At 61.3% G+C, this 25,777-nt stretch carries 16 protein-coding genes and 3 pseudogenes; 4 read left to right on the forward strand and 15 right to left on the reverse strand.

Features of this window, described 5'->3' with window-relative positions; translation table 11 throughout:
• Nucleotides 1-28: 28 nt before the first annotated feature.
• The 14 genes and pseudogenes from trbF to EN932_RS04065 form a co-directional block, all read right to left on the reverse strand.
• Entirely contained in the window at nt 29-760 is a 732-nt protein-coding gene (trbF, locus tag EN932_RS04005) for a conjugal transfer protein TrbF (protein WP_063169230.1), read from the reverse strand.
• Complete coding sequence (gene trbL, locus EN932_RS04010) at nt 761-2,083, reverse strand: P-type conjugative transfer protein TrbL (protein WP_063169231.1); 1,323 nt, start codon at nt 2,081-2,083, stop codon at nt 761-763. It lies immediately after the preceding gene.
• 33 nt (nt 2,084-2,116) lie between these two features.
• The gene (trbJ, locus tag EN932_RS04015; RefSeq protein WP_024502854.1) at nt 2,117-2,842 is read right to left on the reverse strand and encodes a P-type conjugative transfer protein TrbJ; all 726 of its coding nucleotides are present in this window, start codon (nt 2,840-2,842) and stop codon (nt 2,117-2,119) included.
• Entirely contained in the window at nt 2,839-5,289 is a 2,451-nt protein-coding gene (trbE, locus tag EN932_RS04020; protein ID WP_063169232.1) for a conjugal transfer protein TrbE, read from the reverse strand. The genes trbJ and trbE overlap by 4 nt, the downstream gene beginning before the upstream one ends.
• Nucleotides 5,283-5,555, reverse strand: coding sequence for a VirB3 family type IV secretion system protein (locus EN932_RS04025; RefSeq protein ID WP_024502852.1), 273 nt, complete (start codon nt 5,553-5,555; stop codon nt 5,283-5,285). Before EN932_RS04025 ends, trbE begins: the two co-directional genes overlap by 7 nt.
• Complete coding sequence (locus tag EN932_RS04030; RefSeq protein ID WP_024502851.1) at nt 5,555-5,863, reverse strand: TrbC/VirB2 family protein; 309 nt, start codon at nt 5,861-5,863, stop codon at nt 5,555-5,557. The genes EN932_RS04025 and EN932_RS04030 overlap by 1 nt, the downstream gene beginning before the upstream one ends.
• 12 nt (nt 5,864-5,875) lie before the next feature.
• Nucleotides 5,876-6,844, reverse strand: a complete 969-nt coding sequence (gene trbB / locus EN932_RS04035; protein WP_024502850.1) for a P-type conjugative transfer ATPase TrbB — start codon at nt 6,842-6,844, stop codon at nt 5,876-5,878.
• Entirely contained in the window at nt 6,841-7,254 is a 414-nt protein-coding gene (locus EN932_RS04040; RefSeq protein ID WP_063170364.1) for a CopG family transcriptional regulator, read from the reverse strand. The genes trbB and EN932_RS04040 overlap by 4 nt, the downstream gene beginning before the upstream one ends.
• A 116-nt stretch (nt 7,255-7,370) precedes the next feature.
• Entirely contained in the window at nt 7,371-9,395 is a 2,025-nt protein-coding gene (locus tag EN932_RS04045) for a conjugal transfer protein TraG (protein ID WP_063169233.1), read from the reverse strand.
• A gap of 219 nt (nt 9,396-9,614) precedes the next feature.
• Nucleotides 9,615-13,079 carry a Ulp1 family isopeptidase gene (locus EN932_RS04050; protein ID WP_063169234.1) on the reverse strand — a complete coding sequence of 1,155 codons (3,465 nt, stop codon included), beginning with the start codon at nt 13,077-13,079 and terminating at the stop codon, nt 9,615-9,617.
• A gap of 833 nt (nt 13,080-13,912) precedes the next feature.
• Complete coding sequence (locus EN932_RS04055) at nt 13,913-16,219, reverse strand: S9 family peptidase (protein ID WP_063169235.1); 2,307 nt, start codon at nt 16,217-16,219, stop codon at nt 13,913-13,915.
• A gap of 667 nt (nt 16,220-16,886) precedes the next feature.
• Nucleotides 16,887-17,118: pseudogene (locus EN932_RS38705) on the reverse strand (IS5/IS1182 family transposase); the annotation flags it as partial.
• Between the two features lie 86 nt (nt 17,119-17,204).
• A pseudogene (fni, locus tag EN932_RS04060) lies at nt 17,205-18,249 on the reverse strand (type 2 isopentenyl-diphosphate Delta-isomerase).
• Nucleotides 18,250-18,337: 88 nt separating this feature from the next.
• A pseudogene (locus EN932_RS04065) lies at nt 18,338-19,231 on the reverse strand (hypothetical protein); the annotation flags it as partial.
• Nucleotides 19,232-20,133: 902 nt separating this feature from the next.
• Here EN932_RS04065 and EN932_RS04075 point away from each other — a divergent pair.
• The 4 genes from EN932_RS04075 to EN932_RS04090 are packed head-to-tail and all read left to right on the forward strand — an operon-like array spanning nt 20,134 to nt 23,088.
• A complete protein-coding gene (locus EN932_RS04075) occupies nt 20,134-20,430 on the forward strand; it encodes a DUF2604 domain-containing protein (RefSeq protein WP_024505654.1) in 297 nt (98 codons plus the stop codon).
• Entirely contained in the window at nt 20,423-21,040 is a 618-nt protein-coding gene (locus EN932_RS04080) for a putative metal-binding protein (RefSeq protein ID WP_024505653.1), read from the forward strand. The genes EN932_RS04075 and EN932_RS04080 overlap by 8 nt, the downstream gene beginning before the upstream one ends.
• Nucleotides 21,037-21,525 carry a Mov34/MPN/PAD-1 family protein gene (locus tag EN932_RS04085; RefSeq protein WP_024505652.1) on the forward strand — a complete coding sequence of 163 codons (489 nt, stop codon included), beginning with the start codon at nt 21,037-21,039 and terminating at the stop codon, nt 21,523-21,525. Before EN932_RS04080 ends, EN932_RS04085 begins: the two co-directional genes overlap by 4 nt.
• Nucleotides 21,526-21,528: 3 nt before the next feature.
• Complete coding sequence (locus tag EN932_RS04090) at nt 21,529-23,088, forward strand: E2 ligase fold family C protein (RefSeq protein WP_024505651.1); 1,560 nt, start codon at nt 21,529-21,531, stop codon at nt 23,086-23,088.
• A 206-nt stretch (nt 23,089-23,294) separates the two neighbouring features.
• Here the strand turns inward: EN932_RS04090 and EN932_RS04095 are convergent, their stop codons facing one another.
• On the reverse strand, nt 23,295-25,763 hold the full coding sequence (locus tag EN932_RS04095) for a S8 family peptidase (protein ID WP_063169237.1): 2,469 nt from the start codon (nt 25,761-25,763) through the stop codon (nt 23,295-23,297).
• Nucleotides 25,764-25,777 lie beyond the last annotated feature (14 nt).

Below are 25,777 nucleotides of genomic sequence, written 5' to 3' on the forward strand. Positions count from 1 at the left end.
GATCAGCACGGCACGAATCGGTGACATTTTACCTTTCATTGGTGGACTCCGTCGGAGAAAGGGGGGTTGGGACGGCGCTGTCGAGCTCGCGTGACCAGTCAATGGCATTGATGAAGACGCCGAGCGGATTCTTGCGCAGCTGATCCGTATTGCTTGGCGAGCGAATCACGATCGTGAGGATCGCAGTCCAGCGCATCGTGCTGGCAAGGCTTCCGCGCTCAAACACCTGCTCGGTCCATTTGACCTGGAATGAACTTTCGGAGGCTCTGACCACGCTGGTGACCTGTACCGAAACACTGCGCGTTCCGATCTGACCGAAGGGGTCGTTCGCCTTGGCGTATTCGTTGAGGAAGAGCGCTGCGCGATCGCTAGCAAAGTCGTACGCTGCCAACCAGTTCTGCCGTACCAAAACCGGATCGGTGGAAACGGAACGGACATTCTGGATGAAGCGGCCGAGATGCCAGGCGATCTGAGCATCCGAGGGCTCATAATTCCGGATCGCCGGCGCGACGGCGCGCGTCTCGCCGAAGCCATCGACCTCGACGACATAAGGCACGACACGGCTTTGCATCGACTGCCATACGAGTCCGCCGGAAAGCCCGGTCGCCAAGGCCAGGCAGCCAAGGGCCATGATCCGCCAGTTCCTGGCCTGCAGTCGAGATGAGCCGATGCGCTCGTCCCACAGCTGGGCGGCTTTTTGATACGGCGTGACCGGTTCGGGTGTTTTGCCGTAACGGTGCACGGGTCGCTTGAAGAGCATCTAGTCATCCTTGTCGTTGAGAGAGGGGGTGGCGCTGCCTCCCGGCCGGTCTCCGTCTCGGACAGCTTGCATGGCAGCGTGGCGATTTGCACGGGCGGTCTGTTCAGAACGTAGGCGCCTTGCCCACGTCGGCGCCGAAACAGTGGCCGAACCGGCAGAGCGTTCGGTCATTGGCGCTGTCGGCGTGCCGCCGGTCGCGGTCCACGCGGCATCGCGCCCGGCATCGGCGTTGCGCCCAACACTTGCAGTGGCGGATCGCGCTATGCGTATAGCGGCGCCGCCAGCTGCACTGGTTACACCATGCATTCCAGCAGCCACACCGGAGAGGCCAGCGTCGGGCGAGGTTGCGCGCCCGATCTGCCATGACGTGGAAGCAGCCGATCCCATTGTTGTGCCGGCTCGGATGGCGGCGACACCGCCGCTGGTTGCCATACGCGCGCCAGCAAATGCTGTGCCTCCAGCAACGAGTGATACACCCGCTGCCGCCGCGGTCGTGCCGAGGGCGGCGCCCGCCCCAAGCTGCGGTGCGCCTGAGACAAGACCCGACGCGATCCCCGGCCCAAAAATGCCAAGGCCAAGCAATGCCAGTGCGCCCAGTACCTGGGACATGGCACCGGCAAGATCCGGCTCCTTGCCTTGCAATGCGGAAGCGAACTCCCCGAAGAGCGTGGAGCCGATACCGACAATGACGGCGAGCACCATCACCTTGATGCCTGACGAGATAACATGGCCGAGCACGCGTTCGGCCAGGAACGCTGAACGGTTCCAAAGTGCGAATGGAACCAAAACAAAACCTGCCAGCGTGGTGAGCTTGAACTCAAGGATGGTGATGAAAAGCTGGATGGAAAGGATGAAGAAGGCGATGATGACCAGGAACCAGGCCATCAGCAGCACGAAGATGGTCAGTGCGTTGCCGAAGATTTCCGGGAAGCCCAGGAGCTGACTGGCTTGGTCAAGCATTGGCCAAGCACCTTCGAAACCGGTCGCGGCAATGCGGCCCGGGCGCAAGAGATTGTCTGCCGACAGATTGCCGGCCGACGCCTTAATCCCGAGACCGGCAAAAGAACGATAAACGATATCGGCGAGGTTCTTGAAATTGTTCAGAATGAAGGCGAAGACGCCAACATAGAGCACCTTGCGGACAAGCCGGCCGAGAACGCTGGTTTCGTCGCCGAGCGCCCACGCCAGGCCGGCAAGTGTGATGTCAATGCCGATCAGAATGGTAGTGAGGAAGGCGAGGTCGCCCGATAGCAGACCGAACCCGCTGTCGATGTAGCGGATGAAGGTCTCCATGAAGCGATCGATGACGCCAAGGTCGTTCATGCCGCTGCCTTTCTCGTCGTGATGAACTCGTGATTAATTGCCGGGATAAGCCGAGCCGGTACCCAAGAATCGCTTCGTCATCTCGCGGGCGGCTTCGTCTGACTGGGCCTTGCGGGCGGCATCCTCGGCCTCAGCTCGAAACTGCGTTGCGAGCAGCGTCTGGATCTGCATCTGCTGTTTTGTCGAAAGCGCCATCAGCTGGTTGGTGGCCTGGCTTGCCTGAAGCGCACCGGCCGCCCCTTGGCTGCGGTTGACGAGATCGGCGAGCAGATCGCCGTCGGCGCGGACGTTCTCGACGATTTGCGACTGGACACCCATGGTCTGGCGGAACGCCTGCATGGCGGTTTGCCAACGCTCCCGCGCAGCACTCGCCACATCGCTGACTTTGATCGTGGCGTCGTAGCTTTCCGGATATTGGCTGCGCCACTGGTCTTGAAGCTTGCCCAGATCAAAGCTGAGGCCACTCGCCTGGTCCATCAAGCCGTCGATGCGATGGAGCGAACCGGTGAGTTGGCCAACGGAAGAGAAATCCAGACGCTGAAGATTGCGCGCCATGTTCTGCAGCATGGTCGCCTGATTCTGCAGCGACTGGATCTGGTTGTTGATCTGCTCCAATGCGCGCGCGGCCGTCAGCACGTTCTGCGCATAATTGGACGGATCGAACACGATAAGGGCGTAGGCGGGCTGCACATAGTCGGCCATAGGCTTGGCGATCAGGGAAACGGTGATCAGGCCGGAGAGAAGGCGTCGCCGCATCATGAGAATTGCTCCTTGTCTGGTTGAGGGAATTGCTTGAGAAGTTCGCCGGCCCAATCGAGGCCGCGCGCGATCAGGAACTGCGAGGCAAAGCTGCCTTGCCCGTCTTCGGACATGATCCTGTCGATCAGAGTCTGCGTGGCCGGATCGGAAGCACCGCAAAGCGCAAGAGCGATGGGGCCAAGCTCGAGCTCGAACAGACGGTTGCCGCGGCGCGATTGCAGATAATACTGACGCTTCGGCGTGGCGCGGGCGATCAATTCGATCTGCCGCTCGCTTAAACCGAAGCGCTCGTAGGCTGTGCGCGCCTGGGGTTCCACGGCACGATCATTGGGAAGGAAAATGCGCTGCGGGCAGCTTTCGATGATTGCCGGCGCTATGCCAGAGCCCGCGATATCAGCCAGCGACTGCGTAGCGAAGACAACCGACACGTTCTTCTTTCGCAGCACCTTCAGCCATTCGCGGATGCGGGCGGCGAACAGCGGATTGTCGAGATAGACCCACGCCTCGTCGAGCATGATCAGCGTGGGCCGTCCGTCGAACCGTTCCTCAAGTCGCTGGAACAGATAGGTAAGCACCGGCAGCAAAGCGCTTTGGCTGTGCATTAACTCCTCGGTCTCGAAACACTGCACATCCGACAAGGCCAGCCCATCATGATCGGCATCGAGCAGGCGGCCGAAGGGACCGTCGAGCGTGTAGGGCATCAATGCGGTCTTCAGCGCATTGGATTGAAGCAGGACCGAAAGACCGGTCAGTGTGCGTTCCTGCGCCGGCGCGGTGGCAAGGCTGGCCAGCGCTGACCAAATAGCCTCCTTCACCTCCGGCGTGACGGTGACGTTCTCGTGGGCAACAAGGCTGGCGATCCATTCGGCCGCCCAGCTTCGGCTAGCCTGGTCGTTGATGCTGCGCAGTGGCTGAAAGGCAAGGGAACCGTCCGCTCCTAGCGCGTGGTGTTCTCCACCCATGGCAAGTGTTGCAGCACGGGCCGAATTGCCTTTGTCGAAGACATAAACCTGGGCGCCGGCGTAGCGCCTGAACTGCAGAGCAATCAGAGCAAGCAGAACCGACTTGCCGGCGCCGGTCGGACCAACAACCAGCATGTGGCCGACATCTTCGACGTGGGTGGAAAGCCGAAACGGTGTCGACCCACTGGTCTCGGCAACGAAAAGCGGTGGCGCTTCGGTTTGGGTGACTTTCGCGAGATGCTCGTTTGTCGCAGGACCGGCCCAAACCGACGACAGCGGCATGAGATGGGCAAGGTTCAATGTATGAACGAGCGGTTGGCGAACGTTAGCGTAGACATGGCCAGGCAATGAGCCGAGCCAAGCCTCGACCGCATTGACGCCTTCTCGGATCGTGGTGAAGCCGAGCCCATTGATGATGCGCTCGACCGCGCGAAGCTTCTCTGCAGCGGCTTGGCGATCCTCGCCCCACACCGTCACGGTGGTGGTGAGATAGCCGAAACTCACATGATCACCGCCCAATGCCTGAAGGGCTTCGTCGGCATCGAGCGCCTTGTTGTCGGCATCGCTATCGACAAGCGGGACCGGCTCGTTGGTAATGACCTCGCGTAGGATTGCCACGATCGATTTGCGCTTGGCAAACCACTGCCGGCGCAATCGCGTCAGCGTCTTCGTGGCTTCCGTTTTCTCGAGCGGAATGAAGCGCGTCATCCAGCGATAGGCGAAATCCTGATGATTGAGGGTATCGAGGATTCCGGGCCGGGTGAGGTTCGGAAAGCCGAGGATGGTCAGTGTGCGAAGATGCTGCTCACCCAGCATCGGCTCCAGGCCACCGGTAAGCGGCGCATCGACCAGGATTGCATCCAGATATATCGGCGTTTCCGGGGCCATGATAGGATGGCGACGAGGCGAAATCGTGCCGTGGAGGTAGGTCAACGTCTGAGCATCATCGAGGACGCGTACTTCGGACATGAAACCCGAGAAGAGATCGAGCACGCGGTTGGTCTCGTCACGGAACCTCGCCAGATCCTGGCGCCAGTCTCTTTCTCCTCGGGAATAATGAGAGTCGACGAGCGTGCTTTCTGCGCGCGCCTGGGCGTCCGGCGGTGGCATAAACACCAAGGTCAGATGATAGCGGCTCTCGTAGTGCGCTACCTTCCCCTCGAAAGCAGCGCGGCGTTCTTCGTCGACCAGCCACGACGCGGCGTCAGGAAAATGCGAGTTCGGATAGCCCAGCGCTTCTGTGCGCTCGGCCTCAAAGAACAATGCCCAGCCAGAGCCAAGGCGTCTGAGAGCATTGTTCGCCCGGGCGCAAATGCCGACGAGTTCAGCCTCCGTCGCACTTTCGAGATCCGGGCCGCGGAACCGCAACGTCCGCTGAAAGCTGCCGTCCTTGTTGAGCACGATGCCGGGCGCCACCAAGGCAGCCCAGGGTAGATGGTCGGCAAGCCGGTCGGCTTTGCTTCGATATTCCGAAAGGTTCAGCATGCAAGCCACCCCTTCAGACGTAGGTGGCGCACAAGCACGCTGGCGAAGTCCGGATCGCGTCTTGCGGCAAACACCGCTAACGAGTGGCCTGCGATCCAAAGCACCAGACCAGCAATCCATTGCTGCAAGCCGAAGCCAATGGCCGCGGCCACTGTACCGTTGAGGATCGCCACCGCGCGCGGAGCCCCGCCGAGCAGGATCGGCTCGGTCAGCGCCCGGTGGACCGGTACTGCGAAGCCCTCGATATGCTGCTCCCCGGCGGCCATCAGACGAGCGCCCCACCACCGAAGGAGAAGAAGGAGAGGAAGAAGCTCGATGCCGCGAAGGCGATCGACAGACCGAAGACGATCTGAATCAGGCGCCGAAAACCACCGGCGGTGTCGCCGAAGGCAAGCGTCAGGCCGGTGGTGATAATGATGATCACCGCAACGATCTTGGCGACCGGTCCCTGCACGGACTCCAGGATCTGCTGCAGCGGCTGCTCCCACGGCATGCCGGAGCCGGCGGCATAAACCGGGGCCGTGATAAGAAACGCGAGCGCTGTGGACGAAAGAAAGCGAAGCTTCTTGCGCATGAGGAAGGCCTTTCAAAGCTGCTGGAGTTGCGAAAGCGTGAGCGGGGCAACGGCGTAATCGCCGCTGCCGTCGAGACCGGTGACCTCGGCGATTGCGTCGATGTGGCGCGACGAGCCGCGTCCCGCTATGAAGACGATCAGATCTATCGCCTCAGCGATGAGCCGGCGGGGAACGGTGACCACCGCTTCCTGGGCGAGTTGCTCAATGCGATAGAGAGCCGAGCGCGCGGAATTGGCGTGTACGGTAGCGATGCCGCCTGGGTGCCCGGTGTTCCATGCCTTCAGCATGTCGAGCGCTTCCGCGCCCCTCACCTCGCCCACGATGATGCGGTCCGGCCTGAGCCTCAGCGTCGAGCGCACGAGATCGGCAAGGGTGACCGAGCCCCGCCTTGTTCTCAGGGCAACGCAGTCCCTGGCCGCGCACTGCAGTTCGCGTGTGTCCTCGATCAGGATCACCCGATCGTCGCATTCGGCGACTTCAGCCAGCAGAGCGTTGGCGAGTGTTGTCTTCCCCGAGGAAGTGCCGCCGGCGATCAGCATGTTGCGCCGCTCGCGGACGGCCTTTTTCAGCGCATCGGCCTGCAGCGGCAGCATGATGCGTTCGGCAACATAGTCGGCCAGGGTGTAGACTTTCGCGGCGGGCTTGCGGATGGCAAAACATGGCGCCAACACCACAGGTGGCAGCAGGCCTTCGAAGCGTTCGCCAGACGGCAATTCGGCACTGACGATCGGGTTGTCGGCGTGCGCCTCGGCGCGCACGTGCGAAGCAACCAGGCGGATGATACGTTCTGCCTCGGACGGGTGCATGTGAACGTCGGTATCGACCCGACCTTCGCCTAACCGGTCGAGTCGCAGCGCGCCGTCGGGATTGACCATCACCTCGATGACGGACGGATCGGCCAGGGCTTCGGTGATTGCCGGACCCATGGCGGTGCGCAGCATGACACGCCGCCGGTGGTCGGCCTCGGGATGAGAGCTCATCCTTCCCCTCCCCCACCATTGTCTTTGCTAAGCGACTTTTTGCCGGAAGCGATCTGGCGGCCGACCTTCTCAACGAATTTCTCGAAACGCTCTTGGGCAATAGCCTGCGTTGCCCGATCCGGGACCGGCGTGTGGGCGTGAAGGGTGATCGAAAAGCGGATGAAGAGCGCCAGGCTCTCCAGGATCACCTCGGAATCGCGCCTGACGTGGGCAAGATCGCGGGAGAGCCGGTCAAGCCTTACGCCGTAGCGCCGATCGAACTCGCTCTCGCCACGCCGCTCGATGAACGCCTCGATCGCCTTCCCCACGATCGCTGATTTGGTCGTTGACGGATCGCGACTGAGGTTGTCCAGTTTCTCGCTGAGCTCCGGCTCAAGCAGAAACTGATGGCGAATGCGGTGCGGCTTCATGCGGATCGTTCCGACGGCCCGGCGTTGCGCCGGCGACGGGAGAAGCATCGGCCAGACGCTCAAAATTGCTTATGGCCGTTATCTACGCTGAGGTGCGCTCTGCAACTCAGCGGACTTCAGAAGCCGGGAATGACATCGTCGCCCCTGCCCTCGTTGATACCGTAGACGCGGGCCGCAGTGGAAATCCGATCCATGACACGCTTGTCCGCGAGCGCTTCGCTGTCATCGTCTGCGGGCTTGTACAGATCGGCCTGATCGGGCTCTTGAGAGACAACAACGTCTTCTTCGGGCAGGCTTGGATGGCGTTGCTGCTGAACGCCTCCCTCGTCTTCAACTGGCGCGTCGGCGCTTTCCTCGTCCGCAGCAAGTCGGCTATCGACGCTGCACACTTGTCCAGTCCAGCCGTCCGGGCGTGATGCAGGGCAGTCCGCATAGGGTCCGTCGTGCAGCACCGGCGCAGGCAGCACCCGATCTGTGAAATTCTGATCCTGATAATAGCGCAGCTTCTTGGCGCGGATCGGCGGCAACCCAGAAACCAGGACCAATTCGTCTGACGGCGGCAATTGCATCACCTCGCCTGGCGTCAGGAGCGGGCGCGCGGTTTCCTGGCGGCTCACCATGACATGTGAAAGCCAGGGCGCAAGCCGATGGCCCGCATAGTTGCGCATCGACCTAAGTTCGGTTGCGGTGCCGAGGGCATCCGAGATGCGCTTGGCCGTGCGTTCGTCATTGGAGGAAAAGGCAATTCGCACGTGGCAATTGTCGAGAATAGCATTGTTCTCGCCATAGGCCTTTGAAACCTGGTTCAAAGATTGTGCGATCAGATAGGAGCGAATGCCATAACCTGCCATGAAGGCGAGCGCCGTTTCGAAGAAGTCGAGGCGACCGAGCGCCGGAAACTCGTCCAGCATCATGAGCAGCTGATGCTTACGGCTCTTCTTCGGGTCCCCCTCCAGACGCTCCGTCAACCGCCTGCCGATCTGGTTCAAGATCAGTCGCACAAAAGGCTTGGTGCGCGAGATATCCGAAGGCGGCACGACCAGATAGAGCGACAGCGGTCGCTCTCCATCCACTAGGTCAGCGATGCGCCAGTCGCAGGACGAAGTGGCCGCCGCGACCGTTGGATCACGATAAAGCCCGAGAAAGGACATGGCGGTCGAGAGGACGCCTGAGCGCTCGTTTTCCGACTTGTTCAGGAGTTCGCGAGCCGCCGAGGCCACTACGGGATGGACCTGAGGGTTATGCCCCGTCCCGAGATGGTTTGTCGTCATCATCCGCCGTAGCGTTGCGGCAAACGAGCGTTGCGGGTCCGACAGGAAGGTGGCGACGCGGGCCAGCGTCTTGTCCTCTTCAGCGTAGAGCACGTGCAAAATGGCGCCAACTAGGAGTGAATGGCTGGTCTTCTCCCAGTGGTTCCGTCGCTCCAGCGCGCCCTCGGGATCGACGAGGATGTCGGCGATGTTTTGAACGTCCCGGATCTCATCTGGGCCTTTGCGCACCTCCAGCAGCGGGTTGTAGCGTGCCGATCTCGGGTCGGTCGGATTGAACAGAAGGCAGTACGAGAATTTCGACCGCCAGCCGGAGGTCAACTGCCAATTTTCGCCTTTTATATCATGAATGATGGCAGACCCGGTCCAGGAAAGTAGCGTTGGAACAACCAGCCCCACGCCCTTGCCCGAACGCGTCGGCGCAAATGCCATGACGTGCTCCGGGCCGTCATGGCGCAGATAGCGATCGTTCAGCCTACCGAGGAAAACGCCCGCCGGCCGTAACAACCCTGCCGTCTCGACCTCATGAGTCGTGGCCCACCGTGAAGACCCATAGGTCGTAACCGACCCGCGCTGTCGCGCGCGCAAAAGCGAGCCAGCGATTGCGGCGGCACAACCCAGGAATCCGCTGGCGCCTGCAAGCGTACCGGCTTTGTCGAAGACCTCCGGCGCATAAGCATCGAAGTGGAACCACCATTCAAACAGCTTCCACGGCTTGTAGATTGGCCAGCCGGCGAAGAGAAACCATGGTGCGCCGAGAGGCGTCTGGTAGGTCAGCATTTGAGCGCACCATTGGGTTGCCGTCCATACGCCGATAATGACAATTGCGCACACAACGGCGATCTGCCCGATCAGTAGCTTCGTAGGTGTCATCGGCTTGGCCCGCTGAACAACGCGACCTAGCATCGCGCGGCGCAGCCGGGACAGGAATGTTCCTCACATACGATTTGGGAGCAATGAACGACTTCCTACGTATGCAGGTCGGTCAGCACGCGTGTTGCGCCTTCACGCGACACCATCCGCCACTCCATCCTTTCCATTCACCCTGAGGCCCGGCGCCGCCGACAGTTGCGTGACCGCTCCTCCGCAAAGTTATCTTCTGCGTTCAGGGAGCCACGGCGCCTGGGCTGGCTGATGAACACCGTCCGCTCGCGCATGTGGGGTCGAATTGATTTGTGCCCAAGTGGAGGCAGGCTCGTCTTCCAACAGTTGCCGCAGTTCCCCTGGCTCGAACGCCATCATCGGTGGGGAAGCGGGTTCATCCTCCAACAGTTGCCGCAGTTCCCCTGGCTCGAACGCCATCATCGGTGGGGAAGCGGGTTCATCCTCCAACAGCTGCCGCAGTTCCCCTGGCTCGAACGCCATCATTGGTGGGGAGGCAGGCTCGTCCTCCAACAGTTGCCGCAGTTCCCCTGGCTCGAACGCCATCATTGGTGGGGAGGCAGGTTCGTCCTCCAACAGTTGCCGCAGTTCCCCTGGCTCGAACGCCATCATTGGTGGGGAGGCAGGCTCGTCTTCCAACAGTTGCCGCAGTTCCCCTGGCTCGAATGCCATCATCGGTGGGGAGGCGGGTTCATCCTCCAGCAGCTGCCGCGGCTCTTCCTCGTGCGGCAAGCGCCTCCTTAGCCGGTCTTGCAGCGCCTGCCGATCGGCAACGAGGTTGTCGAGGGGCAGCGGCTCGTGGTCTGGCCGCTGCCCTTTCACCAATCGTTCAACCAGCGCCCACGTGCCCTCCAGGACAAATACGCCGCAATCATAATGGTTCGTCTGTCTGGCCATGGGGGCTGGCGCCAAGGTGGCATTCAGCAGTCCTGCGAGCTGTTTTGCAGGCACGTCGTTATATCCCTCTCGCTGGAGGGAGTCGTAGTGATAGGCGAACCGCCTTTCCGGGTCGCGGCGATCAACGAGCAGCAGCGACCAATGGGTGCCGGGGCTAGTAGCCGTGCCATTATTCACTGGCAAGAACAGGAAGTCGGCTGTGGCGTTGTTTTGATTATAGATGGACTGCAATATGCCTCGAGCGTCTTGCGGCGACGTGTGTCGCAGTAGATGGGATACGGAAGGATCCACCAGCCGAGTCCGGGCAGCGAGCGCCGGATTGATCCCCTGCAGTTGCCCCTCCAGCAAATTGTAATCTCTCTGGATATGGGCGTCGCTCAGCCATTCGGCGGCGCCGAGCACCCGCCCCGTTGCAACGTTGGACGGGGCTGTCGGATCGAGCGCCCCGATCTGAGCCCCAGAGGAACTGGTAGTCAGTGTGGTCACATCAACCAGTGGAAGGCCGCGGTAGGTGCCTGGCAGCCTAGCGGTTGCTGGCGAGGCGGGTTGGGGAGCTCTTGCCGGTGCCGCTGGCCCAGCTTCAGCAGCGGCCCCAACGCGCCTGGTGACTGCGTCTGCCGGATGAGCAGAAAGGACAGTTTCGCGCCCGAGCACAATGCGCGGCAGGATATCCCGGAGGTGAGCCAATGCAGAACTGATACTTAGCCTATTACCATAGGAGACAGCCTTGAAGCTCTCAACATCTTTATCCAGCGATTTGTCGTGAATCCGAGCCGCAATCCCAAGCTTGTTATTTTGACGCAGGTACTGACTAAAATGTCTAAGAAAATTTGTATAGCCGCCCACGGTATCTGGATTCCGTCCGGTCGCAGGCGCTGCCAGGTACTCCTTGGTCGAAGCGGCTCTGTAATTTCTAATGAGCTCGGCATCGTCAGGATAGGGGATCACGACAGGGCGAGCCATAATCGGGGCTCCGCCTGTCGACTTCTTGAGGTAACGCAGTGCGCCAGCCACGGTGGAGGAACCACCCGTACTCTCGTACTCCTTGAGATCCTGATCCAGCGACGAATGGTAAAGCCGAGCAGCAAACCCTGGCTTGTTGTTTTGAAGGAGCCACCGACTAAAGCCGAAAAGAGAATTTACATTGTAAGTGACCGTGTTCGCTTTGGCCTTACCCGCGTGGAATGCTGCCCTCAGCCCTTCGATAGCGGTCGCATCGTTGGAATAGACAGGACGCTTGTCGGCACCGTCGGGGACTACAATTGGACGATCCGGCTGCACTGTCGAGGGCATCGACCCACCACCTCCGGGATGCGGTGCTGGGGTGGATTCGTGCTCATCCCTCTGCCTGACGAGCTGCGCCTCACATTCCGGTGTAGCCACCTCATGAGGATCCTGCATCGGTTCGATCCCCTCCATCTCCTGCTGCAACCAAGCCAAAGCTTGGCGAGCGGCCTGCGCGGCTTCATCAACCGCGGAGGATGTCTCCACACCTCTGGCGGACGCCGGCAGAGCCTGCTCCGCCCGCCGTCGAAAGAGCTCTGGCGAGGCGGATTTCTCCGCCCACAATCTGGGCTGCGTAGCGAGTCCCCGTCCAGATTTATGTGGCACCGCCTCGCTTGGCAGCGGGCTGCTCCTGTCCCGTGCAGCTACCAGCTCCTCCGGGGCGCCCTGGTCGCCGTGGCGCCAGTTCAAGTGAGGGACGGCCTCTCCAAAGTCGGGCGCTTGGTGTTGGTGCGCGGTTGGGGCGAGAGACAATGGTAGATCGGTGCCCTCCTTATAACCTACCGGCAGGAGCTCCTCTGGCCAATCGAATCCCTGCTGTGGTGCGGTATGCTGAGCAGCGTCGCCACGGGGACGAGCCTCCATGCTGACCGCGTTTTCCAGATGATTCCCGAGTATAACGCGCGGCGGGTTCTTGCGGAGATAAACCAGCGCAGATTCGATCGGAGCTCCACCATTAGAGGAGGCGGCCTTGTAGCTCTCAACATCTTTATCCAGCGATTTATCGTAAATGCGACCCGCAATTCCGAGCTTGTCATTTTGACGTAGGTAATGACTGAAATGGTTAAGAGCAGTTGCGTAGCCGCTCGCGGATCTGAAATGTCTGGTGAGCGCGGCGTCGTCAGGATGGGGGTTCAGGACAGCGCGACCCACAATCGGGCCGGCTCCGCCCATCGACTTCATCAATTGACGCAGTGCGCCAGCCACGGTGGAGGAACCACCCCTACTCTCGTACTCCTCGAGATCCTGGCTCAGCGACGGATGGTAAAGCCGAGCAGCAAGCCCTGGCTTGTTGTTTTGAAAGAGCCAACGACTAAAGCCGAAAAGAGAATTTGTGCTGCGAGTGACCGTGTCCGGCCTGGCTTTACCCGCAAGGAGTGCTGACTTCAGCCCTTCGATGGCGGTGGCATCGTTGGAATAAACAGGACGCTTGTCGGCACCGTCGGGGACCACAATTGGACGATCCGGCTGCACTGTCGAGGGCATCGACCCGTCGAGATGCGGTGCTGGGGTGTATTCGTGCTCGTCCCCCTGCATCACAAGTTGCGCCTCCCGTTCCGATGTACCCACCTGATCGGTGGGGAGTTGCATCATCACGCGAGCGCCTGAGTTGCCAACCTCACCTGGTTGCCGCTCAGTGACAGCATGCTGCAGATTGCTTTGGATCCTCTGCCTCTTCGTTGGTCTCAACTCACCTTTACCATGCGAGCCATTGACGAGGACCTCCTCGCCTAGCGCACCCATCAACTCGTCCGCCGCCTGCAGTTCGCCCAAGTGCTGCTCAAAACCGGCTTGGCCGGCCTGTCCGCTTGCTCGTGCGGTACGGCGTGCTGCACCTGCAGCCAAGCTGCCACGATGAATGTCTAGTTTGTACGGGTGCACGCTATCCTCACTTCCACAGATCACATGAGCAACCTACTCAGGCAAGCTTTCGAGAGGCTGACGAGGTCCGCCGCCGCGGAAGGCGAAGGCTGGTTTTCTGCTCAGCGGTTGACGGCCTCGCGTGTTGCGGCCGCGCCGGGTATCACGCCAATCAATCTGAATAGTCGATGCGTCAAACGAACCAGGATGGGATTTTCGTAGCGGGGCTGCTCTACTCACTCTTGTCCTGAGGGCAGAATTCAACCATATCGCCGAGCAACTGGATGCCGATTGGATACCCGATCCGGAAAGCTTCAGCTCATATGTGACGCGAGGATGAGAATCGTGGCAGCTCCAGACCGACGGGCTGCCACCCACAGCGGCGATGACCGACGAGGGTCTTCTATTGCCAAGGCAATCGTCCGTTCGGGGACCTATGTGTTCCAATGCTCGTCGAGCGGATCGGTGGGCCGCACCGCCGTAGCGTTACGGCGAGCGGAAGCGGCGTTGGGTGCGGCTTTTCCCCTGAACGCTTCACACCAGGCTGATAGGGGATCTTGCAATCGCACACACGCGGTCTGCAGGCGTGCCTATCAAGCAGTTTGCTCAGACCAACGTCGCGGCGAGCCGATCCTCAATACGCAGCGCAAGTCCTAGACTCCACGATCGTCCTTCGGTGCAGATTTGCTCGCGCCTCGCCCTGATTACAGCTGATAAGGCGAGCTAACAATTGCAAGAGCCACAAGCTATTCCAGCTCGATCGGTTTGGTGTTCCAGTCGGGCGGGGTCTGACCGAGAATGTTGCGAACGAAGAAGTCTAGGAGTTTGCGCTCGGTGTAGGTGCCTAGAGTATGGTGATTGGCACCAGGAACGTAGACCATGTCAAAATCTTTTCCTGCCTTGATGAGTCGATCGGCAAGCTGGAACGAGCAAAACGGATCGACATTATCATCCATTTCGCCGACCGCGATCATCAGCTTGCCCTGCAGCCTGTGAGCATTGTCAACGGCGGAGGATTGCGAATATTCAATGCCGACCGGCCACCCCATCCAAAGTTCGTTCCACCAGGTCTTGTCTATCCTGTTGTCGAAGCAGCCGTTTTTGGCGACGGCGACCTTGTAGAAATCGGGGTGAAAGAGCAGCGCGCTGACTGCACTCTGGCCGCCGGCGGATGCGCCAAAAATGCCGACGTTGGATATGTCGTACCATGGATATTGCGCGGCCGCCGCCTTGTGCCACAGAATGCGATCGGGAAATCCTGCGTCCTTCAGATTCTTCCAAGCAACATCATGGAAGGCGCGGGAGCGGTTGTTGGTGCCCATGCCGTCGATCTGAGCAACGACGAAGCCCAGCTGCGTGAGCGGCTCTGTCCACCGCGAGAAGGATTTTGGGACGAAGGAGCCGTGGGGTCCAGCATAGATATTCTCCACAACCGGGTATTTCTTCGTCGGGTCGAAGTTGGCTGGCAGGTGGAGCACGCCCCAGATGTCAGTTTTGCCGTCGCGCCCCTTGGAATGGAAACTGAGCGGCGGCTGCCAGCCTGCGGCGACGAGCTCAGAAATGTCGGCCGTCTCGATCTGCTGGAGCTTGGCATTGTCGCTGGCGCGGTAGAGTGCCATGCGCGGGGGCAGATCGATGCGTGACCAGAGATCGACATAATAGCGCCTGTCAGGCGAGAACTCGATATGGTGGTTGGCCGGTTCGGGCGTCAGTGCAGTCAGTCCCTTGCCGTCAAAGCCGATGCGGTAAGCATGGACCCAATAGGGGTCCTCCTGCGAGTTCATCCCGCTCGCCTCGAACCAGATCTGACGCTTGACCGGATCGACATGGTTGACCCTCCGGACGACCCACTCACCTCGCGTGATCTGGTTTTCGAGCGCGCCTGTCCGGCCGTTGAAAAGATACAAATGCTCATACCCGTCGCGCTCTGATGCCCAGATGATCTCCTTCCCGTCATCGACATCGTAACGGAAGATTTTTCCGGCATCCTCCTGGCCATGCCCCAGCGGCAAATAATCAACGAATGTCTCGCTGGTCTCATCGATCAGGGAGCGCCCGCGGCCCGAGGCGGCGTCTACCTCGACCAGGCGATAAAGCTGATGCCCGCGCTGGTTATATTCGAAAGTGAAGCCGCGGCTGTCCGCCCACCACCGGAGAGGGGAAAGTTCGAAGACGTTCGAGAAGAGGGCACCGTCAATCACGATCTGGCGCCGGCCGGCAATGTCGAACAGGACTGGCTGGGGCAGCGGAAGGACATCGCCCGGCCTGGGATAGAATTTTGTTGAATATTCCCGCTCCAACTGGTCCGTCGAAGAATTGAGGTAGCGGACCTCTCGCCTATAGCCGGGGCGAACAAGGTAAGCGGCGAGGTGGCGCGAGTCCGGCGACCAGCTCAGCGTCGAAAAGACGTAGCAATTGCCTTCGGCTCCGTCCCGGCTCAGAGGAACATCCTGCAATCCGTCCTCGCTGCGCAGGAAAACGTTGCAGTTCTTGATATAGGCGATCCATTTGCCGTCGGGCGACGCGTTGCTCTTGTCGGGGTTGTTCTCCGCTGGCGGCGTGTAGCGGTGGCTGAGCTCCCTACGGTCCCCTTTCCTTGCATCGAATGTGGTGCTGGTACAGTCATAGCTTGCAAGGTCGCAGCTCCACCGGGTGTCTTCAATCTGGAAGTCGAGCCTGCGACCATCCTCACTCAGTTCGAAACGGTCGAACGGAAGATTGCCGGCTTGATAGCTCTCATGGCTCACCTTGTTTAGCGCTGCCGCCAGACGCGCCTGATCGAAAGCGGGCCGCTTGAAACCCGTGGCAGCATCGACCTGCATGAACTGCTGCTCGCCGTGGCTAGTCCGGCGGTAGACGAAGGCTTCACCCCCGGTCAGCCAGAAAGGCATTTTGGGGACATTGACAGTGAGCCCGCCATATCGATCGTTGATCGTAAGTGCGCGCTTGAAATCGGCCGGCGCTAGCGTCGGGTGTAAACTTTTCGAACCCTTGGCCAGCGTCTGAGTTGCCGATCGCCATGCGGCGCGCGTCAAAGCGCCGATCCTGGACATACCTGTTCACTTCTTTCGGTTTTCGGAATGCTAATTTTGAAGTTGGGTTCTCGTCGCCGGTCTGCAGCAGCGCCGAAGCGTCGCCTTGGAGGAGAGCCAGCACGCGGGTGCAGCCAGGCACGCGCAACAGGGGCGCTCCTTGGACATCCAGGCACTGGTTCGGGTGCCGATTGAAGAGTTGGCGTCCGCCGCCGAAACAACCAGGAAAGAGCGTCCATGCAGCCCTGACGCGACTATTTCCCCGCGAGTATGGCCGCTTGCTTTTCTGCATCATCTGAAAGGTCCTGCTCTAGTCGGGCCGGATGTCACCCCGGCAGAAATCATTGTGCTATTTCGACAATCTCCGAGCGATTGCCGCCGGCCCATGACGAGGTTTACCGATAGGGCGCAATATGCGTGCCAAAGGAAAAGCGGTTTAAATACACGGCAATCCGCCTATGTCGCATCCCCAACATCGTCGCACACCGGACAATGCCGGACGAAATTGTCCCGGGGCGTCAAATTGGTTTGATGGTGACCCAAGGAGTTCTGGCTTTATCTGAGGCGTTCGGCCTTTTTCGAAAGCCGGACTCTTCGCGCGTTTCCGACGGCCCGAAGCGCCTGATCAAAGCTGACGGCATTCCCGGGTCTTGGCCTTGCCACAGCAGCACCTGCTGCATCAATTCCGACGGACGCTGTAGAACACCTGCAACACACGGCCCGCAGCAATTTCTCCGGCGCAACGCTGGGGCGACCGCCTTTGGCACTGCAGGCGTACATGCCGGAAAGGATGCCGTCTAGCCGCACCAGCGCTCCATTGATCATCAGCCGGTGCGGGCACCAGGATGACCGGCTGGAACGAAATCTTCCAACCGCTTCATCGTGAACAGCTGCTCCATGAACACATCGCTCCCGTCAATCGAGCCGTCTCGCCAGGGGGATCAATAGTCTGTCTTTGGCGTAGGTATTTCAGCAGCCTGCTGTTAGCGTGCGGACGACGCCGACATCAACCGGCGGACAAATGCGACGAGGGCAACAAGCGCGCCTGACGCAACGCCGCCAGATCAGCCGAGCCCGTGCAGAAGCAGGCGACGGCCAACTGGCGGATGACGATCTCGAAATGCGCGACAACGGCCCCGGTGGACACTGTCGCCGCGCCCAGCACGCTGGCCGCCTGCCCGGCGATGTCCGCGCCCAGGCGGATGGCCTTGGCCACGTCGACGCCATCGCGGATCCCGCCCGACGCGATCAGCTTCACCGTTGGCAGCGCCCGACGCACCGCCTGCACGCTGGTCAGGGTGGAATCCCCCAATCGGCGAATGACATCGCCACTGCACGGTCGGCGGCATTGCGGGCGCGCTCGCCCTCCACTGCGGCCCAACTGGTGCCGCCGGCGCCGGCGACATCGATTACCGCCACGCCCGCCTCGACGAGCGCACAGGCACCGAGGCGGACAGGCCCGCCCCCACTTCCTTGGCCACCATCGGCACGCCCACGATGCGCGCGGCGCCAGCGATCAGCGCCAGGACGCCGCGCCAGTTCGCGGTCGCCCTCCGGCTGTACCGCTTCCTGCAGCGGATTGAGATGGACGATGAGCCCATCGGCCTCCAGCGCGTCCACCGCGCGACGCGCCAGGTCCAGGCCGTCGGCCTCCCGCAGTTGCGCGGCGCCGATATTGGCCAGCAAGGGAATGTCTGGCGCCAGGCGGCGCAGCGCGCGCGTTAGCCCCTGGGAGTTGCGGGATTGCAGGCTCACACGCTGCGAACCGCACATGGCGATCCCCAAGGCTTGCGCTGCCTCGCTCAAATGCCGGTTGATGGCCTCGGCCCGTGGCATGCCGCCGGCCATAGAGCTGATCAGCAGCGGCGCGCGCATAGCCTTGCCCAGCAGCGAGGCGCGCAGGTCGATCTGCGTCAGGTCCAACTCGGGCAGTGCGCAGTGTTCGAGATGGATGTACTCCCAGCCAGCGGCCACCGTGGCCGGCGCCGTTCGCCGATCCAGCACGATGTCCAGATGTTCGTCCTTCCCCGGCTCAGGGCGGTGTCGCTCATGCTCGCTCCATCCGTAGCAGCGGGCGACGGCGTTGCGTCGGATCGAACCGACGGCAGCGCGCCCAAGCCGCCGCCTCCGGCGCGTCCAGGCCGACGCACGCTGGCCTCCCCCTGCAGCGTCGCTGCGATAGCGGCTGGTCGAAGTCTGGTAGTACTGCGCGCGGATCGCCGCCATCGCCTCGATCAACGGTCCCCACGGCGCGGGAAAGCATTCTTCCGCCATCACCCGGTGCAGCATGCGCGTATGGCCGGCCAACTCGTCGTTGAGGAACTCAACCACAGGCATAGCCGGATAGCGCTGCAGAAGCAGGATCGCCGCGTTATCGCCGGCCGACCTGTCCTTGTCGCGTCCATGCAGATCGTTCTGCAGGCGCCCTATCACTGAGATGAGCCGCAGGACCTGGCGAAACGCTGGACGCGCGCGCAAGGTCGCCATGTCCAGCCCCCACAGCAGCGACAGGCAACAGAACACGGTCCCGTAAGCGATCGAATCGATGCCGTTGTGCAGGTACTCGGCGTAAGACCAGCGTCGCGCCCCTGCCGCCTGCGCGTGTCCGGCGCGCAGCGCCGCGCAGTAGCACCGGGTATAGTCGAGAAGCCGAGCATAGTCGTGACGATCGTAAGCGAGCGCAGCCAGCGAAGCGCGCAGCTGAGCGCAGCCCTCGAATCCGGAGAGCACGCACGGTACGCCGTGCCCCAGCGCCTGCTCCAGGGCGGCGAGCTGCTCCGGCGCGATCAGGCCAACGTCGTTGCAATCGTCTAGCCAGAACAGCAGCGCCAGTTCGCGATAGAACGCCACGATCAGCGTTTCGTCCTGCGGATCGCGGCCGGTGCGGGCGCTGGTGTCGCGCAGGCTCGGGTGAATGCGTTGCAGGATATACTGGCCGCCCCTTACCGCTTCCTCAGCATGCTCATCCGCGAAACCGGTCAGGGCACGCCCCCACTCAAGCACCTGCTGCAGCGCGCGTTCGGTCTGGATCATGGCGCCGCCCCTGCTCCCTCGGCTACGACGCGCCGCCCACAACGAAGCGCCAGCCACAACCCGGCGAGACCGCATCTCCGCGCCATAACGGCGATCGCGAAGTTATCGATCCGATTGCCAGTTGCTGATGCAAGCTCTTGTGAACGGCCGTTAGGACCGGCCCGCAGCCTCGCCGGCAGTATCGAGCAATCCGCTTGCGCCGGCTCGCCATAGCAGGCGAGGACGGCAAGGTCGCCGGCGGCAAACGCACGCGAGCACATTGCAAGCGACATCCGCGAACGCGGCGCCGACTGGTCAGCCTCCGCCTCGGTGCCCGCATATGTCCGCGAGTCGAGCAGCGCCTTCGCCACGAAATGAGCAGAACGCCTTACGAGCATCGACCGCCGGCTGCTGCGCATGCGCGATGATGAGGCATGGTCTCGCAGCGGACCCGTTCCGACAGATGCTGCACCAGGGACGAGGCGACCTTATCCAACAAGGCACCACTTGCGCTGTTTGTGGAGACGAGCGTCGGCTGCATCCATGCGGCTGCTTGAGTGGTGAAGACTCTGAACGACGGTTCCTACGGCGCTGCCGGCGCAATCGGCTGCTTGGGGGACGCGTGACGCAGTCAAAGCTCCCCTTGCCAAGCACGGAGCAGGCGAGTGAGAGAGCAGATGAATAGGCGTGTCGCCAATATTTTTGCATTGCTCTAATCGATTATAGTTGTGAGGAGCAATTTGAGACCATTTACTTGCGGCTCAAGTCACCCATAAAAGAAGGCAAGCACCGATTCGGTAGCTTATCCCCTGTCTTTCGCGTACTCGCGGCCGTGGCGCCGGGTGAACGATTGAAGACCGCCGGTCTCACTCGCAGGTGGGCGCCAGGGCGTGGGGCGGTTGGCAAGCCACAGGAGTAGGACAATGTCGAAGGATTCGGGTAAGGGCGATAATCACGGCGGCGGACCGGGCAAGATCGAGATCACGGTGGTGGTGAACGGCCAGCCCACGCAGGTCGAAGCCAATCCCAACCAGCCGCTTCACGTCATTCGTACCAAAGCCCTTGAGAACACGCAGAATGTCGCCCAACCAGCCGAGAATTGGGAATTCAAGGATGAGGCCGGCAACTTGCTCGATGTCGACAAGAAGCTTGGCGACTTCGGTTTCCCGAATACTGTGACCCTGTTCCTCAGCCTGAAGGCGGGCGTCGCAGGTGCCTAAACACCAAAGTGTGGATCCGGAGGTCTCCCGAGCGAAGTTTGATCGGGAGATCGGCCGGTTCCGGCCATATGCTGATGTCTATCGGGCTCAGGGCTGCTTCTTGATCGAGGCGACCTTTCCGCGCGCTTTCTTCATTTTCGCCAGCCCCAAGTTAAAGCCACGGGTGGTCAGCGCAGCGAGCGAGGTCGACTTCACCGACTACGACTTAAGACCACCGTCCGTGGTCTTCGTCGATCCGTTTACGCGTCATCCGATTGCCCGGAAAGATCTATACCTGAAAATGCTTAGACGTCCGCCGCTGCCCGGAACGCCGCCGGAGATGATAGGAGCTCTCATCCAGCAGAACGCCGTGCCGCTGACGGACTTCATCCAGGCCAACAGTCCCGAGGACGAACCATTCCTGTGCATGGCGGGCGTCCGGGAATACCACGACAATCCAGCCCATTCAGGTGATCCATGGCTGCTTCATCGGGGTTCTGGCGAAGGCTGTTTGGCCTTCATCCTGGACAAGATCATCAAGTACGGAATCGTTCCTATAGAGCAGTTGCAGATTCAACTCCAACCGACAATCGTAGGAATGGTGGTATCCCCTCAGGCGATACAAGAATGACTGGTTTGAGAGATGTAACGATCGTGACTCTCCCGCGCGGCTGCATCTCGACCACGCATGGGCATCTGCGCTCAGTTGGTCGCGAGGGCAATGAGGGGATGGCGCTCTGGGTCGGCGTTCAGCAAGAGCGGCACTTTGCCGTAACAGAGACGGTTATCCCGGCGCAGCGTCACATTCGGACAAACGATGGCGTTTGCGTGATCGTTGCGGCCGAAGAACTGCACCGGCTCAATGTCTGGCTCTACAAAAGCGGCCTGAAACTCTTGGCCCAGATTCACAGCCATCCGGGCCGCGCCTACCATTCGACGACGGACGACGCTTATGCGGTTGCTACCACGGTTGGGTGTCTGTCGCTGGTAGTGCCGAATTTCGCCCGCGAGCCTTTCGATTTTGCTCGGGTCGCCGCCTATCGGCTTGACGAAAAGGCCAAATGGAATGCGCTCCCTCCCGCGGCACTGTCGCGAATGATCATGATATCGAGTTGAACAATGGCATTCGCTAACTTCATCGATCGCGCCGCCACGGCGGCATCTCAGGTCCTGGCCGATTTTCATCTGGGAGACTTCAAAGCAGCTCTTGAAAAGCAGGTCGTGGCAGTCGCCTTCGACCATCAGGCCGCTTCCTGCGCCGAAGGCCAGGCGACACTAGATCTTGCGGTGAGATTGCTCGCTAGGCTCTACCCGGTTCTGGCGATACTCCCGCTGGACAGCGCGGCGAGCTCTCAAGCCCAAGCGCTGGAGCGCTTGGCAAAGTCGATCAATCCAAAAGTCGGCATCCGGCGTTCCGGCAAGTCTGCCACCGTCTGCGTCGTTGCAGGGGTAACGCGCCCATCACTCCGGTGCCCGATCTTTTTCGTGGGATCGGACGGTTGGGCGGCAAAGCTGTCGCGTACGGACCCGGTGGGCTCTGGCCCAAGTCTGCTGCCTTATGGAGCTGGCGCCGCCAGTTGCTTCGGCGCCGCCAACGTCTTTCGAACTATCTTCGCTGCCCAGTTGACCGGCGCCGAGTTGGACGAAACCATCGACCTCTCGCTATGCAGCTACGACAAGACCAAAGCCGGAGAGCCTGGCCCGATCGACTTCCCAGTCGACCTTGGCGAAACCCACCTCGTTGGGCTCGGTGCGATAGGCCATGGCTCGCTTTGGGCGCTAGCGAGACAACCCGATCTCAAAGGTCGTCTGCATGTAATCGATCACGAAGCGATCGAACTCTCAAACCTGCAGCGCTACGCATTGGCTGGCCAGGCGGAGATTGGTATGTCCAAAGCGGTTCTTGCAGCCACCGCCCTTAGATCGACTGCCCTTGAGGTCGAGGCGCACCCTCTGACGTGGGCAGAATATGTTGCGCGCCGGGGCAATTGGGTCTTCGACCAAGTGGGTGTGGCGCTTGACACCGCCGCCGACCGTCTGGCTGTCCAAGGTGCACTGCCGCGATGGATCGCAAACGCTTGGACGCAGGAGCACGATCTCGGTATCTCCCGGCATGGTTTCGATGACGGCCAGGCTTGCCTTTGTTGCATGTACCTGCCATCCGGAAAATCCAAGGACGAGCACCAGCTGATTGCCGAGGAACTCGGAATACCGGAAGCACACGAGCAGGTGAAAACGCTCCTGCAGACCAATGCCGGAGTTCCCAACGACTTTGTAGTTCGCGTGGCTACAGCGATGGCTGTGCCGTTTGAACCGCTAGCCCCGTTTGTCGGCCAGCCCCTGCGCTCCTTTTATCAGCAGGCTATCTGCGGCGGTCTGGTGTTCCAGCTTAGCGAAGGAAGTCGCCGCGTTCGAACTGTGGTTCCGATGGCCTTTCAGTCGGTGCTTGCCGGGATTATGCTTGCCGCGGATTTGGTCAAACATAGTGCGGGGTTTCCCATGAGCCCGACGACGAGCACTCGGGTGAATCTTCTGCGCCCCCTTGGCTCTCACTTGCACGATCCGAAGGCCAAGGACTCCAGCGGCCGCTGCATCTGTAGCGACGACGATTTCATTGCCGCTTACAGGCGCAAATACGGCGAGCGCGTTGATCAGGTAAGCGATGTCTCGGCCGCCTAAACAGACGCGCACCTCTCCGTAGACGCAGGGGGCGCGGCTTGTGGGCGTGACCATGGGCGCCATTATCACACGCTTGGCCCGCTCCTTTGCCGGCCTATCGTCCTCCGCGCATGATCCCTGTTGCCGACGTGATGATCCAGCACCAGCCGCCATGGCACCAGAGGCTGGTCAAACCTCCGTTGTTGGCCGATTTGGACAGTGCTGCATCAGGTCTCGACCGACGTCTCGACAGTCAGGGCTGCTTCGACGGGTGTGAAGATGTCAACATCGACCCCAGGCGCCCGCATCGTCACAATCAGGGCGTACCGAGCCAGAGCGTCGACGCGTTCCAGGTAAGGCTTCTCCTTCCACCAGCCCCCGACCGGGAACACGCCGATCGCATCACGCTCGGCGAGATCGGCGGCGCTGCCCGACCAGAAATCGGCGTGCAACGAGCCGCGATCGCGGAAGGTGCCGAGCAGCCACTCTTCTCCGCCTCCAGCAGGCGCCCCTTCCTCCTCGTCCCGAGCGGCCTGATTGATGCGGGCTCGGAATTCGTCGACTGTCTCGGTCGCTGACTTTACTCTGAACCGAAGACCATGGGACGCGTAACGATGCCGGCGGGTCCATCCGCGTTCACCGGGGTTGGGTTCGATGAAATAGGACAGCGTGACGCGGAGCTCGACCTGGGCAGCGCCGAGCGCCGCGAGCTGCTCCTTCGGCCAAGGCAGGCGATGCAGCTTCATGTCACGCGTTTTGGCAGCCGCGCCGCCCTCGCGCTGGAAAGGCTGAAGCTCATCTTCAACGATAAGCGTGAGGTCGTTCACCGTTGACAGAAGCGCGCGCCCAAGATCTGGCACGCCGTAACCATAGCGCCGCACGAGCGCCTGGATCTCGCCCTTCGCTCCGTTGCACGCATCGATGCGTGCGCGCATCGCCGGAGTCCATTCGGCCGAGTGGACGATCAGGGCGCGAACCGTTTCAGGCCACAGCTCGGGGCGCGCTGATAGAATTAGTCCCGCCATCCGTGCGGCATGGGCCGTTGCCGCGCTCGTATCTCCGAGGGTGGTGAAGTGGCGCAGTTCGGGTCGATAGAAAGTGGTCAATATCTGCAGATCGTCGATCGGCTCGCCAGGCAACACACCGTCATGGGCGAGATTGCCGCCTTCGAAGACGACCTCGGGCTTCACCGGCCACTGCCTGTCCCAAACGACCGAAGTGCGACTGCGCGGCGAGAGCTCGCCGACCGGCGCGATCGGAGCGTAGCCCGCAAAGTCGGTGTCAATGATATCGACCTTTTCTGTGAAAGCGCCGACCGTCAGCGCATTCCAGGCCTGAGAAGGATCATCGACTGCTTCCAGATCGTTGCGCGTCAAATGCTCGGCCGGCATGAGGTCATCGCCGATGTTGCCGGCAGAGAGAACGATCAAGCGTCGCTGCTCCTCTTCGAAACAGAGTTGGTCGATAGCGGCAGACCACGATGTGGGCCTTCCACGCGCCGGACTGGCGCTTGTCACAGCCATTGCGATCGCGCGGCGGCGCTCCGGCGCCTGCACCTCGGCGCGGGCGATCGCTTCCGCGGTGATCGAGCCATAGAGTTCTGGATCGTTTGCCTCGTCTTCTGGCGGAAGGATACGGACACTCTCCAGCCGAAAGGGCAATGGAACTGGATCGCCTCCGACCAGGAGCGGGACCAGATCACCGTACAGGCCGACACCTGCCATTCGCGTCCCGTGGCCGCTCCACGCAGGTGTGTCGTCGCTGCCCCATGCCGGTTTGACGGTGTGCCAGTCTTCAACGGCAAGTGCGGGTTCGATCAACGGGTGGGTGCGACGTACGCCGCTGTCGAGAATGCAGACCGCAATATCGGATTGAGGCGGTCTGACGCGCCCGAGAAGCTCGTCGCTCCAGTCCCTTTGCTCCGCGCCGCCAAGGCCCATGAAGAAGGACGGCGTATCCTTCGCGCGCCGCAGCTCGGCGACGACATCGCTGTGCGCAATCATGCGGTCGAGCATTGCCGTGCTGGCGAGTGCCAGCATGACCACCCGCTCCGGAAACCTGACCGCATGCGTGCGCAAAGTGATGTTCAGGGCTTCGGCAATGTGCTCGAAGTTCTCGCGGCGACCGTCGCGCAGCCAGACTTCCCACCACACCTGCTCGTCAGCGGCCTGGGGGAAGAGGTCGTCGTGGTCGGTAAACAACGATCGTGCAGTCGCCAGCCTGACTGTCTCCATGCGGGAGACGAGCGGCTCGTTGCGCGGTCTGCCGCGGTCAGTGTCAACGTCTCGATACGCCTCGACTTTCCGCAAATAATAGGCTTGCGCGCTTTGCGGCAGGAACACCGACGCTGTGATGGGAGCACCGGGTTGAGTTGGCTCATGGACGGCGACCAGCTCCATGTGCTGGCGACGATCGGCCAACTGGTCGAGGGCCGCCCGTCCGGACATGGGCAGATCGATCTCGAGGTAAAAGCCAGGCGTGCCGACCGACAGCTGGGGGTCACGCGCCGCAATCTGCTGGCGTGCACTTTCGACCGCTTGTTCGATGGATTGCGTCAAGGCCGCAGCATGCGACGCCCGATCACGCGCCGGCAGCGGCGGTGCATGTATAAGTTGGTTGGGCCGCCGATAGGCTTCCCGAATGCCGTTGTTGCGAAGGTGGATATGGGCGCGGTCGCGCGGAAAATCGTCTGCCATTATGATCTGTGCTG

Origin of the sequence: Mesorhizobium sp. M7A.F.Ca.US.002.01.1.1, assembly GCF_004022955.1 — a bacterium.
GTDB classification, from domain to species: domain Bacteria; phylum Pseudomonadota; class Alphaproteobacteria; order Rhizobiales; family Rhizobiaceae; genus Mesorhizobium; species Mesorhizobium ciceri.

Bases quoted from the DNA above. Each gene is read 5' to 3' on its own strand.
- EN932_RS04095 (WP_063169237.1), bottom strand. From the start codon at position 25,763: ATGGCAGACGATTTTCCGCGCGACCGCGCCCATATCCACCTTCGCAAC.
- trbF (WP_063169230.1), bottom strand. From the start codon at position 760: ATGCTCTTCAAGCGACCCGTGCACCGTTACGGCAAAACACCCGAACCG.
- EN932_RS04040 (WP_063170364.1), bottom strand. From the start codon at position 7,254: ATGAAGCCGCACCGCATTCGCCATCAGTTTCTGCTTGAGCCGGAGCTC.
- EN932_RS04075 (WP_024505654.1), top strand. From the start codon at position 20,134: ATGTCGAAGGATTCGGGTAAGGGCGATAATCACGGCGGCGGACCGGGC.
- EN932_RS04045 (WP_063169233.1), bottom strand. From the start codon at position 9,395: ATGACACCTACGAAGCTACTGATCGGGCAGATCGCCGTTGTGTGCGCA.
- EN932_RS04025 (WP_024502852.1), bottom strand. From the start codon at position 5,555: ATGGCCGCCGGGGAGCAGCATATCGAGGGCTTCGCAGTACCGGTCCAC.
- EN932_RS04030 (WP_024502851.1), bottom strand. From the start codon at position 5,863: ATGCGCAAGAAGCTTCGCTTTCTTTCGTCCACAGCGCTCGCGTTTCTT.
- trbB (WP_024502850.1), bottom strand. From the start codon at position 6,844: ATGAGCTCTCATCCCGAGGCCGACCACCGGCGGCGTGTCATGCTGCGC.
- trbJ (WP_024502854.1), bottom strand. From the start codon at position 2,842: ATGATGCGGCGACGCCTTCTCTCCGGCCTGATCACCGTTTCCCTGATC.
- EN932_RS04055 (WP_063169235.1), bottom strand. From the start codon at position 16,219: ATGTCCAGGATCGGCGCTTTGACGCGCGCCGCATGGCGATCGGCAACT.
- trbE (WP_063169232.1), bottom strand. From the start codon at position 5,289: ATGCTGAACCTTTCGGAATATCGAAGCAAAGCCGACCGGCTTGCCGAC.
- EN932_RS04090 (WP_024505651.1), top strand. From the start codon at position 21,529: ATGGCATTCGCTAACTTCATCGATCGCGCCGCCACGGCGGCATCTCAG.
- trbL (WP_063169231.1), bottom strand. From the start codon at position 2,083: ATGAACGACCTTGGCGTCATCGATCGCTTCATGGAGACCTTCATCCGC.
- EN932_RS04085 (WP_024505652.1), top strand. From the start codon at position 21,037: ATGACTGGTTTGAGAGATGTAACGATCGTGACTCTCCCGCGCGGCTGC.